At 68.3% G+C, this 12,328-nt stretch carries 11 protein-coding genes; 9 read left to right on the top strand and 2 right to left on the bottom strand.

All coding sequences use genetic code 11. The features are described 5' to 3' along the window. Positions 1 to 237 precede the first annotated feature (237 nt). Positions 238 to 1,053: an HAD-IB family hydrolase gene (locus tag AB0J95_RS02720; RefSeq protein ID WP_364751338.1), complete on the bottom strand. Its 816-nt coding sequence runs from the start codon at positions 1,051 to 1,053 to the stop codon at positions 238 to 240. A gap of 493 nt (positions 1,054 to 1,546) precedes the next feature. Between AB0J95_RS02720 and ssd the strand changes: the two genes are divergently transcribed. The 9 genes from ssd (at position 1,547) to AB0J95_RS02675 (ending at position 8,828) form a co-directional block, all read left to right on the top strand. Then, positions 1,547 to 2,617: a septum site-determining protein Ssd gene (gene ssd / locus AB0J95_RS02715; protein ID WP_364751335.1), complete on the top strand. Its 1,071-nt coding sequence runs from the start codon at positions 1,547 to 1,549 to the stop codon at positions 2,615 to 2,617. Continuing rightward, positions 2,614 to 3,783: a TadA family conjugal transfer-associated ATPase gene (locus tag AB0J95_RS02710; protein ID WP_364751332.1), complete on the top strand. Its 1,170-nt coding sequence runs from the start codon at positions 2,614 to 2,616 to the stop codon at positions 3,781 to 3,783. Before ssd ends, AB0J95_RS02710 begins: the two co-directional genes overlap by 4 nt. Positions 3,784 to 4,840: 1,057 nt before the next feature. Beyond that, positions 4,841 to 5,353, top strand: a complete 513-nt coding sequence (locus tag AB0J95_RS02705) for a type II secretion system F family protein (protein WP_364751328.1) — start codon at positions 4,841 to 4,843, stop codon at positions 5,351 to 5,353. Next, on the top strand, positions 5,350 to 6,060 hold the full coding sequence (locus AB0J95_RS02700) for a type II secretion system F family protein (protein ID WP_364751325.1): 711 nt from the start codon (positions 5,350 to 5,352) through the stop codon (positions 6,058 to 6,060). The genes AB0J95_RS02705 and AB0J95_RS02700 overlap by 4 nt, the downstream gene beginning before the upstream one ends. 18 nt (positions 6,061 to 6,078) lie before the next feature. After that, a complete protein-coding gene (locus AB0J95_RS02695; RefSeq protein ID WP_364751322.1) occupies positions 6,079 to 6,264 on the top strand; it encodes a DUF4244 domain-containing protein in 186 nt (61 codons plus the stop codon). Positions 6,265 to 6,318: 54 nt separating this feature from the next. Then, positions 6,319 to 6,447 carry a hypothetical protein gene (locus AB0J95_RS02690; protein WP_364751320.1) on the top strand — a complete coding sequence of 43 codons (129 nt, stop codon included), beginning with the start codon at positions 6,319 to 6,321 and terminating at the stop codon, positions 6,445 to 6,447. Positions 6,448 to 6,566: 119 nt separating this feature from the next. Further along, positions 6,567 to 6,902 carry a TadE family type IV pilus minor pilin gene (locus tag AB0J95_RS02685; RefSeq protein ID WP_364751317.1) on the top strand — a complete coding sequence of 112 codons (336 nt, stop codon included), beginning with the start codon at positions 6,567 to 6,569 and terminating at the stop codon, positions 6,900 to 6,902. A gap of 327 nt (positions 6,903 to 7,229) precedes the next feature. Beyond that, positions 7,230 to 7,997 carry an Rv3654c family TadE-like protein gene (locus AB0J95_RS02680; RefSeq protein ID WP_364751314.1) on the top strand — a complete coding sequence of 256 codons (768 nt, stop codon included), beginning with the start codon at positions 7,230 to 7,232 and terminating at the stop codon, positions 7,995 to 7,997. A 201-nt stretch (positions 7,998 to 8,198) separates the two neighbouring features. After that, positions 8,199 to 8,828, top strand: coding sequence for a bifunctional DNA primase/polymerase (locus AB0J95_RS02675; RefSeq protein WP_364751311.1), 630 nt, complete (start codon positions 8,199 to 8,201; stop codon positions 8,826 to 8,828). A 1,167-nt stretch (positions 8,829 to 9,995) separates the two neighbouring features. Here the strand turns inward: AB0J95_RS02675 and AB0J95_RS02670 are convergent. Then, positions 9,996 to 12,308, bottom strand: a complete 2,313-nt coding sequence (locus tag AB0J95_RS02670) for a DEAD/DEAH box helicase (RefSeq protein ID WP_364751308.1) — start codon at positions 12,306 to 12,308, stop codon at positions 9,996 to 9,998. Between the last annotated feature and the right edge of the window lie 20 nt (positions 12,309 to 12,328).

Here is a 12,328-nt window from a genome sequence, read left to right as displayed (position 1 = left end):
CACGGAGTTCTCTCGGGGTGGACCAAGCTTCTCTTCGTTTGGTCCCTGGCCGACTAGAAGTCCGCACCCCTTTTCTACCTAGTGATGGCGGTCACTTCAAGGGCACGAAGGGGTGCACCGGTACAGAGTCGGTGAGCGGTAGATCAACACGCCTCGTGTCGAACGGACGCCGGGTAGCGTGCTGACGGCGCAGCGCGCTACCTCCATCCGGGCTATCCGGGTCACCCACAAAGTCGACTACTTGCGGCGTCGGCGGCGCTGGATGCCGTACCAGGTCGCGCCCGCGGCGGCCACCGCGCCCAGACTGGCCGCGGTGATCGCAACCGCGGTCGGGGAGGGCATCTGGATCCGCGAACGCAGCGAGACCGGCTTGGAGAAGGTGAGGACCGGCCAGCCGCGTTCACCGGCGAGCTTGCGCAGGGCGCGGTCCGGGTTGACGACGTTCGGGTGGCCGACGACCTCGAGCATCGGGATGTCGGTGCTCGAGTCGCTGTAGGCGTAACAGGCCGTCAGGTCGTAGTCGCGCTGCGCTGCGAGCTGCTTCATCGCCATGGCCTTGTTCTCGCCGTAGCAGTAGAACTCGATCTCGCCGGTGTATCGGCCCTCCTCGGCGACCATCTGGGTGCCGACGCTGTCGGTCGCGCCGATCATCCGCGCGATCGGCCGGACGATCTCCTCGCCGGAGGCTGAGACGACCACCACATCGTGGCCCTGGGCCTTGTGGTCGGCGATCAGCTCGGCGGCCTCCGCGTACACCAGCGGGTCGACGATGTCGTGCAGGGTCTCCTCGACGATCGACCGCACCTGCTCGATGTCCCAGCCGGTGCACAGCGCGGTCAGGTGCGCACGCATCCGGTCCACCTGGTCGGCGTCGGCTCCGGACTGCATGAACACGAACTGGGCGTAGGCGCTCTTGAGCACCGCTCTGCGGTTGATCAGGCCGCCCTGGAAGAAGGGCCGGCTGAAGGCGAGCGTGCTGGACTTGGCGATCACCGTCTTGTCCAGGTCGAAGAACGCGGCGACCGGCCTGGTCAGGGGCTCGACGTCGGGCATAAGCCCAGCATATGTCCGTTGGTCCGATTGCCGCGCGGATGCGTGCTTCTGCCGTCGTGGCGAACTCTGTCAACAAGACACTGCAAGAAAAAGCCGCATCCGTGACCACGACGCGGCCGGGAGGGGATACAGTGAGGGCGTCCGGTCTCTGACGCCGGGCCGGTTCAGTCCGACCCCCCGGGACTGAACCTATTGACGACCCCCGTCCCTCCCCCCTGGCGGGGGTCGTCCCATATTCACTTGTACTTCTGTTGTGCAGGCCCCGATCCAGGCGCGCGTGTGAATTCTACGTTGTCGTAGCAACGCCCCGCACCGAGGCCTCTACCACACATCAGCGACAGCGGAAGGCAACTCGGGCCCGCCCGCACCCAGTTGTCCACAAGTCCCCAAGTTGTCCACAGCCGAGCGAGACCGCATTGCCGCCAAAGGCCCAACCGGCGAACGTGGAAGAGCGCCGGCCAACCGACCGGCAAAGCGACACAGGGGAGTGGACATGAGCGAGAACCGGCCGCTGGTCCTGGCCACCAACGACGACGTGGTCGACGAGCTGTCGAGGCTGGCCGCCGCCGCAGGCTGCGAACTTGAGCGCGTACCCGACGTGAGCGCCGCCCGTGCCCGCTGGCTCAGCGCTCCCTTGGTGCTGCTGGATCCCGGCGGGGTCCGCGAATGCCACGCCGCCCATCTGCCGCGAAGAGACCGGATCATCGTGGTATCCCCGGAAACCACCGACATCTCTTCGCTTCAAGGCGCACTGGAACTGGGCGCCGAGCGGGTGGTCGAGCTGCCCGTCGCCGGTGCGTGGCTGAGCGAGTGCTTTGCCGACACCGCTGAGGGACCGAGCGGGCCACCGGGCCGGGTGCTGTCGGTCATCGGTGGCCGCGGCGGCGCGGGTGCTTCGGTGTTCGCCGGTGCCGTTGCCATGGCCGCCGCGCGAGCCGGTCACTCCACCATGCTGGTGGACTGCGATCCGATGGCCGGTGGGCTGGATCTGGTGCTGGGCGCGGAGAACGAGCAGGGCCTGCGCTGGCCGGACATCCGTGTGCGGTCCGGCCGGGTGGCGTGCTCGTCGCTGCGGGCGGCGCTGCCCAGCCTCGGCGGCGTGAAACTGTTGTCCGGGGCCAGAAAGGGGTTCGCACCCGAGCCGGACGCGGTGACCGCCGTCGTCCAGGCGAGCAAGCGCGGCGGCGATGTGGTGGTCTGCGACCTGCCCAGGGCGATGTCCGAAACCGTTGCGGCGGCGCTGGATCTGACCGATCTGACGGTGATCGTGGTTCCTGCCGAGCTGCGGGCGACCACTTCGGCGAGCCGCATCGCCGAGCGGCTGGCCGAACGTGGCGTCACGGCGCGGGTCCTGGTCCGCGGCCCGGCGCCGGACGGCCTGCGGGCGCAGGAGATCGCCGATGCCATCGACCTTCCTCTGCTCGCGTGGATGCCTTACCAGCGCGGCCTCGCGGTCGATCTGGAGAAGGGCCGGTTCAGCGAACGCCGGGGCCCGCTGGGCGCCGCGGCCCGGCTGACCCTCGAAGTGCTTGGCGTGCAACATAAACTGCGGAGGGCGTCATGACGGACTTCATGGAGCGGGTGCGCAACCGGGTCGCCGCCGCCGGGCCGAACATCACGTTCGCCACGGTCGCCGACGCGGTCCGCGACGAGGCCGGCGGGGTCGTGGGCGACAAGGACGTGCTCGACACGATGCACAAGATGCACCAGGAGTTCGTCGGCGCGGGGCCGTTGGAGCCGTTGCTCCGCGACCCGGCCACGACCGACGTGCTCGTCACCGGTCCGCGCTCGGTCTGGGTCGATGGTCCGGCAGGGCTGCGCCGCACCGCCGTCCAGTTCCCGGACGAGACCGCGGTCCGCAGGCTCGCCCAGCGCCTGGCGCTCGCTGCCGGGCGGCGGCTGGACGACGCGCAGCCCTATGTGGACGCTTGGATCCCGGAGACCACCGCGCTGGGCAAGGTCCGCATGCACGCTGTCCTGCCGCCCATCGCCCCGGACGGCACCTGCCTGTCCCTGCGGGTGCTCCGTCCCGCGGCGCACGACTTGGAGTCCTTGCGGGCCTTGGGAACGTTCGAACAGCAGGGTGCCGAGCTGCTGCGCGCGATCGTCGCCGCCCGGCTGGCTTTCGTTGTGGTGGGCGGGACCGGTTCGGGCAAGACGACGTTGCTGTCGGCCATGCTCGGGTGCGTCCCCGAGAGCGAGCGAATCGTCTGTGTCGAGGACGCGGGGGAGTTGCATCCCACCCATCCGCAGTTCGTGCGGTTGGTCGCCCGGCCGCCCAACATCGAGGGCGCCGGCGAGATCACCTTGCGGGATCTGGTCCGTCAGGCGTTGCGAATGCGACCGGACCGCCTCGTCGTCGGCGAAGTCCGCGGTCCCGAGGTGGTGGATCTCTTGGCAGCCTTGAACACCGGTCACGACGGCGGTGCGGGCACCTTGCACGCCAACTCCCCAGCGGAGGTCCCTGCCCGCTTCGAGGCCCTCGCCGCCCTGGGCGGCCTTTCCCGGGCCGAGCTGCACAGTCAGCTCGCCGCCGCCGTCCACCTGATCCTGTTCATGCGCCGCGACGGCTCCACCCGCCGTCTCGCCGAGATCGCCATCCTCGAAAAGACAACCCACACCCTCAAAGTCCACCCCGCCTGGCGCCCCGGCGAACGCCTCTACGCCCGCACAACCCTCGAATCCCTCCTCACCACCCACAACACCCCCACCCCCTGGCCCCCACCCTGACCACCCACCCCTCATCACCACTCCACCTCTCACCCCCCATCCCGCACACCCCAACCATTCCCGCCCTCAGCCACCCCTCCACATCTGACTACCGCAAGCCTCCATTCCATAGCCACAAAACCTGACCGCCCGTCACCTCTCTACCCTCACCGCCCACCGCGACGCCATGGGTCACTCGTGACCACCCCACATCCTCACCCATGGCCCACCCCGTGACCACCTCCCATTGCCACCCCACGGCACATATCACGACCGCCACATAGCGCCATGACCCCGCCCCTGATCACCTCACGCCGTCACTGAACCGTCGCCCATCACCCGATCCAGTAGGCCTAGCCGCAACCTTCTTGCCAGATTCCAATTCTGTCGGCGCCCCCGCCGCTTCGATCCACCCACCGCCCTGCGCTGCCCACTACTCCAGGACAGCGCTTCGCCTCACGCCTCGATCCTCATCACCTACCACCCCTCGCCTTACTCCCGGAGCACACCATGAATCCACCCACCCCCGTATCAGCCGCCGCTCACACCGTCTGGCCATCCCACATCGCCAATCGTCGCCTCACCGCCCTGGGCATCAAACCCAAACCCCACCAACCTGTCACCCCACCAATCCCGCTCCGCACCGCACCCACCTAACCCAGATCACCCACCTCCGCCCATCCCGAGCGGTCCTTGACCCATCCCGGAACCCTTCCGGCCTATCGCCGCTGCCAATGCCCAAGGAAATCATCATGCAGCCCACCTATGTCTACATCGGACAGCCCGCATCGTTCGCCAATTGGGGTGTCAGTTGATGGTCGTCGCACTTCTACTGCTGGCAGCGGCATTGCTCGTATGGCCTGGACGGCGCTCGGGGTGGCGGCTGTCAGCGTTGGTCGGAGTCAGGTCCAGAAAATGGAAGCTGCCAAAGCCGAACGCTGTCAGCGTGGCGATAGCTGCGGCTATCGGCGGCTGGGCGACGCTGGGGATCGGCGGCGGTGTCGCCGCTTCTGTCGGCGCACTGGTTGGTTGGCGGCGTTGGCAGGCACGGAAGGATCTGCGCCATCGACTATCCACAGTGGATCAGCTGGCTGAGACCCTGCGATCGCTTGTGGGTGAACTAAGAGCCGGTGCGCATCCCGCGATCGCTGCCGAGTCCGTCGCTGCCGATGCGCCGCCAGCCGGTGCGGAGGCCATGCGGGCACTGGCGATCGCGAGTCGGACCGGTGTGGACGTGCAACAGGCAGTCCAGGAACCACTGCTGGCCGAGACCGCCCATGCTTGGGCTTTGGCTCAACAACATGGGTTGCCGTTGGCCGATGTTCTGGACGCGGTCGTTCGCGATCTGGAGCAACGGGCCCGGTTCGCCGGGCAGGTCCAGGCCCGGATGGCTGGACCCCGGGCGAGTGCCGCGATCCTGGCGGCGCTTCCCATTCTCGGCATCGCCTTGGGCGAAGTGATGGGTGCGCGTCCGCTGCATGTTCTGTCCAGCACGGCCTTTGGACAGGTCCTGCTCGTAGTGGGAATTGGTTTGGTGTGCGCTGGAATCCAGTGGAGCGCCCGGCTGACTCATCAGGCGGTGCTGCCATGACGAACTTCGTGTGGGCGTTGCTGTTGCTGGCGACTGCTCTGGTCGTCGAGCCCGGTCGGCAGGTCGCTCGATGGCGGTTGGCGGCTGTAGCTGGTGTGCAGCGGAAACGAATTCGGCTGCCCAGCCAGCAGCTGTTGCCAGTCGTGGCAGCGGTTCCTGTTGGCGTCTTGGTGACGATGATAGGAGCCTGGCTGCTTGCGGTGCCGGTGACCGTGGCCGCTTGGTTCGCGGCGCGCCGGGCACTGCGGAAGCGCCCACCAGAGGTGGATCCCTTACGGCTAGCGGCTTGCTGGGACCTGCTCGCCGCATGCCTGCGGGCTGGGCTCCCGGTGTCGACCGCAGTCCGCGCAGTGGCGGCCCGCGTGCCAGGCGAAAGCGGGCAGGCCCTGCGGTCGACAGCCGATCTGCTCGCAGTTGGCGCTGACCCAACCACCGCGTGGCGCCCCGTGGCAGCAGTCCCGCAGACCGCTGCACTGGCGAGAGGCGCCAGGAGAACCGCCAGATCTGGAACGGAACTGGCGGCCGTGGCCACGGCTCTCGCAGCCGACATGCGGACTTCCGCGAACGACCTCTCCGAGTCACGGGCGCAACGTGCCGGTGTGCTGATCACCGGACCTCTGGGCCTGTGTTTCCTGCCTGCCTTCGTATGTCTCGGGATCGTGCCGGTGATCGCGGGCCTCGCCACCCACCTCGGACTGACCCCATGACCCCGAAAGGAACACCCCATGCAACTCCACGACTTCACCGACTACAACGACTACGGCGACGACGGTATGTCCACTGCCGAATACGCGATCGGCACGATCGCCGCAGCCGCGCTCGCAGGCATCCTCTACGCGGTCCTCACCGGCGACCAAGTCCTCGACGGCATCACCAACATCATCAAGAGGGCCTTCACTGTCAACTTCTAAACCACCGCGAACCCGAACACCCAAACGATCTAGGAACAGGTCAGGAGACCAGCCGTGACGTTCGGAATGGCCGAGAAATCCGTACAGAACCTGCGAACCACCGCGAGGTCCGCGGTGACCATCAGAGCGATCGAGGAGTACGCCGTGCCCTTCATCAGGATCGGTATGCCCATCGTGACCTAATTGGCGTTCGGGATGTCCGCCGTGGCACTTCAAATGGCGGATACATCGGCCGTGGCCTACCGAATGATCGAGTAGTTCGTCGTGATCTTCGGTGCGGCCGGGATGTCCGCCGTGGGCTGGTGAGCGAGCGGGGTGCGGTTACCGTCGAGGCGGCGATCGCGCTCTGCTCCCTCGCCTTGGTTCTCTACCTGGCGCTCGCCGGCATCGCGGCCATCACTACCCACCTCCGTTGTGTCGACGCCGCCCGCGAAGCCGCCCGCCTCATCGCCCGAGGCGAACCCACCCTTGCCCAACAAGCCGTCGCCAAGATCGCCCCATCCAATGCCCACCTCAGCACAACAACCGACGGCGACCACATCCAAGTAGAAATCTCCGCCTCCACCCAACTCCCCGGCCTCACCGTCACCGGCAAGGCCTTCGCCATCGCCGAACCAACCGAAACCACCCCCGAATGAAGCGATACGCGCCTCAGCAGATGACCGAAGGGATCAAGACATGACGAGAACCGCGAAGAGCCCGGTGAGCGTGAAGGGCTCGGCCGCAGGTGATGCAAGTAGGCAATACGTGAGAGGAGTCGGGCGGTGCGTGTGCGTGGTTTGGGTGATACGTGCGTGGGCCGGGTGACGTGGTTGAGCGCTCGGCTGACCAGGAGAGGCGGTGACTTGGAGCCTGAGACCTCGCGGCCCGGCTGCGCGCGGCCTGATGACGTGGGGCTCGACTGCGCGGGGCTCGGTGCCCTTGGCTCTGATGAGGCGTGGCCTAGCGGCTTTCGACCCGATTGTATGCGGCCCGGTGACGTGGAGCCCAGCTGCGTGCGGCTCGGTGTCCTTGGGTCTGATGAGTCATGGCCTGGCTTTCGGCTCGATTGCATGCGGGCTGATGACGTGGAGCGGGGCTGCGTGCGGCTCGGCGCCCTTGGGTCTGATGACGTGGAGCCCGGCCGTGTGCGGCTCGGTGTCTATGGGGCTAACGACTCGTGGCCCAGCTGCGTACTACCCGATGCCTTGGAGTCCGACCGCACGTGGCTCAGCGATCCCTTTGGATCCGGCGGCTCGCCGTCTGACGCCGGGCGGCTCGGCGGCTTGCGATCTGGCGAATTGGCGTCCGCTGCCTTGGAGGCTGGCAGACCGGGCTTCGGCGGCACAGGGCTCGATCAGGGTGGTGGGGATCGGGGTGTGGCGACCGTGTGGACCGCTTGGGTGGTTGCGGGGATTGCGGCGTTGGTGGGGGCGATTGTGGGGGTGGGGATGGTGGCTTCGGTTCGGCATCGGGCGGAGAGTGCGGCGGACTTGGGTGCGTTGGCGGCAGCGTCCTACGGGCCGTGGGGCGAGGAGTACGCGTGCGGGCTGGCTAGGTGGGTGGCTGAGGGGATGGGGGTGCGGCTGACCTCGTGCCGGATGGAGGGGTGGGAGGCGTGGGTTGAGGTGGCCGGTGCGGTGAGCGGTCTGGGGACGGTGACCGCCCGGGCGCGGGCCGGACCGGTCGACGACTGGACGCGTGCTGGTGAAACGCCCGTCCGGCCACGGGCAACGGTCGTTCACAAGCGGTGAGCGGCAGGGCAGACAGGCCGAAGAGCCTCGGCGAGTGGTACCGCCGACCGGTGGAAGTTCGGCCCGTAGGTCGAGACCCACGTCACTCGGCGTGCCGTACCGACCAGTTGCCGACAGCTGGTTACAGGACGGCGCCTTTGTGCCGTTTAGTCAGATGCAGGGCACGGACGGTGCCCGACGTGCAAGGAGGCAGAACCCAAGATGTTGGAGACGGACTGGTCGGATAGCTGGCGTGGGGCTTTCCGCATCGAACTGCGTGCGGAAGCGGTTGGCCTCGCGTGGCACGGGTGGCCGGTGCTGCCCGGCACCTATCCGGCGGGCTCGCAGTGGGCGGGCCGTGAGGGGACGGAAGCCACCGGTCCGGTTCCGGTGCACCGCGACTGGCAGGAGCGGATCGGCACCAAGCCCGAGCAGGTCGCGACCTGGTGGACCGGCCGCCCATACAGCCTCCTTGTCGCCACCGGTGTCACGCTGGACGCGATCGAGGTCGACGACGCCCTGGGCCGTCAGGCCGCCGGTGTTCTGCGCACCTTCGGGATGCCGGTGCCGATCGTCGCCACCCCGGCCGGGCGCTGGATGTTCCTGACCAAGACCGGGCGTTCGCTGCGCCGGGAGCTGGCTCGCGAGGAGTCGGTGACCCTGCACGGCGACGGCAGCTACGTCCCGCTGCCGCCGAGCCCCTTCGAGCACGGTGTCGTGCACTGGCGGGTCAAGCCCGAGGTGTGCGGCTGGCGGCTGCCGGAGTCCGCGATGGTGCAGGACGCACTCGCCGACGCACTGGCGGCACCGAGCCGGCTGACCCACGTCTCCGAACTCGTGGCAGCGGACTGACCCACCCAGACTCACAACTCCATAGCGCCACACAGGTTTGCCTCGTCCGTTGGTCGTAAGCCGGCCTCCCGCACCGAAGCGACGACCAGGACAGGGCAGCCTGCCGAGGAAACCACCCCGTAGACGGTCTCCCGAGACACGGCAGCCTCCGGTGAGCGCGGCCCTCCCGCCGCGGTCGGCGATCTTGCCCCCGGGAAGAAACTCCGGCACACGACACCTTCGCCTCCCGGTGTCCCAGTGCTGACGGCGGTCGTGAACAAGCGGTAGCAGGCCCACGGGCTGGACTCGGCGGCAAGGCAATGCGCAGGGGTATCGTACGGAACCGATACCCCTGCGCATTGCCATATCTACCACCAGAAAAGCCCTCGCCGCGCGTGAATCACCAGCGGCCACAACGGTCGCACCGGTGAGCACGCGATTTAGCGCGACGATGATGACACCCCCACGATGAACGCGGCTAAGAACTGCGCCGTGGCAGCGAGATCGCTTCGAGCGACAGTGCAATGTGGACGAGGGCTGGAACCCGTGAGGTGTGCTGCGGGGGGGGACTCCGCAAAGTGGGCGATGGCACTGAGTTCTACGTACGACCGGGAACTGGTGGGCGCCGAGGGAGCCAGCGCGGTGTCCCGAGCGGAACGGTCGCGGATGCGACGGAAAGCGAACCGCGCGGTGAGGTTTGGCAGTGCGAGGTGCATGAGACGGCGTGCGCTAAGCAGGGTTGTGCTGCGGAGGTAAGCAACACACCGCATGTTTGTGGTGCGGGGCCTGCGGTGCGGAGTTGTGAGCGGTCGCGCGGCATGTTCAGGCGGGGCGTGTGATCTCGCGGTGCGCTGAGGCGAGTTGCCGCGTGGGAGTCGTAAGGGGCGACACCGGATGTTGGCGGGTGTAGAGGCGTGTGCCGTGGTGGTCTAAGCAGCGGGGTTGTGGTGAGAAGTTAAGCGGGCATACCGCATGTGTGGTGGCGCGGAGGCGTGCGAGGCCGTGGTGGGCTGGTGGTGCGGGGTTAATGGCGCCCAAGGGCGCCAGCGGTCGAACGGGGTGTTTTGGTGGTGTCAGGGCGGAGGGCGGAGGGCGGAGGGCGGAGGGCGGAGGGCGGAGGGCGGAGGGCGGAGGGCGGTTTGGGGTAGGGCGTAGGGGCGTAGGGGCGTGAGCACGGGAGTCGGCGGGCTAGGTGATTGCGTCTAGGACGATGGTGAGGACCTGGATCGCGCCTTGTTTGTTGAGGGGTTCGTTTCCGTTGCCGCACTTGGGGGACTGGACGCAGGAAGGGCAGCCGGTGGGGCATTCGCAGGCGGCTATCGCCCGGCGGGTGGCGTGGAGCCAGGGTTTGATCTTGTCGTGGCCTCGGTCGGCGAAGCCGGCGCCGCCTGGGTGGCCGTCGTGGACGAAGACCGTTGCCTCGCCGGTGTCGGGGTGGAGGGCGGTGGAGACGCCGCCGATGTCCCAGCGGTCGCAGGTGGCCAGCAGCGGAAGGAGGCCGATGGCGGCGTGCTCCGCTGCGTGGAGGGCGCCGGGGACCTGGGCGCGGTCGAGGCCCGCCGCGCGCAGGAGGTCCTCGGTGATCGTGTACCAGACCGCGCGGGTCTCCAGCGTCCGTTCGGGGAGGTCAAGGGGGATCTGGTCGAGGACCTGGCCGGAGGGCAGACGTCGCAGGTACGCCACCACTTGGGAGGTCACCGCCACGTCGCCGAGGCAGACGCTCACACCTCCGTAGTCCTTGCGGGTCAACTCCCGCAGCACCGCGATGTCCACCTTCTCCCGCGGCTGGGTCGTCCAGTCCGGGTCCTCGCCATGCACCATCGCCAGGCCCGACTCGAAATCCAGGTCGTCCACCACGTACGACTGGCCCTGGTGCAGGTACACCGCTCCCGGATGCACCGCCATCGATGCCGACCCGCCGTCCACCGTGCCCAGCATCCGCCCGGTGTCCGCCTCCACCACCACGATCTGCTCACCACCCGACCCGCGGATGTCCACCCCCGCGTGCGGCCGGTCGTGCGAGGTCCAGTACCAGCCAGCGGGGCGCTTGCGCAGCGCACCCTCCGCCACCAGGCCGTCGAGCACCTCGCGGGCCACCTCCCCGCCGAACGCCCGGAGATCAGCGGTCTTCAACGGCAGTTCAGCGGCGGCACACGCCAGCTGTGGGGCCAGGACATACGGGTTGGCCGGGTCCAGCACGGTCGCCTCGACCGGCCGGTGCAACATCGCCGCCGGGTTGTGCACCAGATAGGTGTCCAACGGGTCGTCGCGGGCCACGAAGATCACCAACGCCCCGTCGTTCTCCCGGCCAGCACGGCCCGCCTGCTGCCAGAAAGACGCCAAAGTGCCTGGATATCCCGCGACGACCACAGCGTCCAGGCCCGCGATGTCGACACCCAGCTCCAACGCGTTCGTGCTGGCCACGGCCAGCAACTCGCCCGACGCCAAGGACTTCTCCAACGCCCGCCGCTCCTCGGGCAGGAAACCCGAACGGTAGGCGGCTACCCGGCGGGCCAGCGCACTGTCCACTTGGGACAGTGCGTGCTTGGTGGACAACGCCGTCAGCTCGGCCCCACGGCGGGACCGGATGAACGCCAGCGTGCGGGCGCCCTCGACCACCAAGTCCGTCATGATCCGCGAGGTCTCGGCCCCCGCGGACCGGCGCACGGGAGCACCGTTCTCGCCGACGAGGTCATCGATCAACGGCGGCTCCCACAACGCGACCGTCCGCGCCCCCCGCGGCGAACCGTCCTCGGTGACCGCGATGCACTCCGCGCCCGTCAGCCGGGACACCGAAACACCCGGATCCGACACGGTCGCGGAAGCGGCGACGAACACCGGCGAAGTCCCGTAATGCGCGGCGACACGGCTGAGCCGGCGCAACAGCAGGGCCACGTGCGAGCCGAACACACCGCGGTACGCGTGCGCCTCGTCCACCACTACATACCGCAGGCGCCGGAAGAACTGCGCCCACCGCGCGTGCGCGGGCAGGATCCCGCGATGCAACATGTCCGGGTTGGTGAACACCCAGCGGGCATGCGCACGCACCCAGTCGCGCTCGTTCATCGGGGTGTCACCGTCGAAGCTCGACGCCCGCACCCCCGTCAGGTTCATGTCCTGCACCGTGCGCAGCTGGTCGTAGCCCAGTGCCTTGGTCGGCGCCAGATACAAGGCGGTGCAGCGCTTGTCGGTCAGCATCGAGGACAAAACCGGCAACTGGTAAGCAAGTGACTTGCCCGACGCGGTGCCGGTCGACAGCACGACGTGGCGGCCCTCCCACACGTGCGAAGCCGCCTCGACCTGGTGCGACCACGGCTTTTGCAGGCCCTTCATCTGCAGCGCCGACACCAGCTCGGCCGGCGCCCACGACGGCCACTCGGCGTACCGCGCCTCGCGCTCGGGCAGATCCTCCGCGTGGGTCAGCGGGTTCTCGTTCGCCGGCACCCCGGCGAGCACACGGTCCAGCAGAATCCGCCCGCGTTCTGGTCGCACGTCACCCACCGGACGAGCTTCGCACAGCC

The sequence above is a fragment of the Actinocrispum sp. NPDC049592 genome, assembly GCF_040675465.1.
In the GTDB taxonomy this organism is placed as follows: Bacteria; Actinomycetota; Actinomycetes; order Mycobacteriales; family Pseudonocardiaceae; genus Kibdelosporangium.
The sequence above is the reverse complement of the archived record's forward strand: the minus strand, read 5'-3'. Positions and strand labels throughout refer to the sequence as shown.